Source organism: Mesorhizobium sp. M7A.F.Ca.CA.001.10.2.1 (assembly GCF_003998575.1).
Lineage (GTDB): Bacteria > Pseudomonadota > Alphaproteobacteria > Rhizobiales > Rhizobiaceae > Mesorhizobium.
Genome location: NZ_RZQY01001370.1, coordinates 1 through 430, shown reverse-complemented (window position 1 = coordinate 430; position 430 = coordinate 1). Strand labels below are relative to the sequence as shown.

Annotated in this window: 1 protein-coding gene; it reads left to right on the top strand. The window is 64.4% G+C overall.

Annotation, left to right across the window (positions count from 1 at the left end; translation table 11 throughout):
* A partial coding sequence (locus EN964_RS37140; protein WP_281059617.1) for a topoisomerase C-terminal repeat-containing protein occupies positions 1–430 on the top strand: 430 nt, incomplete at both ends.

Below are 430 nucleotides of genomic sequence, written 5' to 3'. Positions count from 1 at the left end.
ATCTGCAGCGTGGCGACGGCAAGGAGGCCAAGCGTTCCAGCCTGCCCAAGGGCTGGACGGCCGAGTCGATCGACCACGAAAAGGCGCTGGCGCTGCTGTCGCTGCCGCGCGATGTCGGCCAGCATCCGGAAACCGCCAAGATGATCTCAGCCGGGCTCGGCCGCTACGGCCCGTTCGTGCTGCATGACGGCACCTATGCCAATCTCGAAAGCATCGAGGACGTGTTCTCGATCGGCCTCAACCGCGCCGTATCGGTGATCGCCGAGAAGCAGCTGAAGGGCAAGGGCGGCCGCAATGGCGGTACTGCCGCAGCGCTGAAGGAGCTTGGCGACCATCCCGATGGCGGCGGCAAGATCGTCGTGCGCGACGGCAAATACGGGCCTTACGTGAATTTCGGCAAGGTCAATGCTACGCTGCCCAAGGGCAAGGA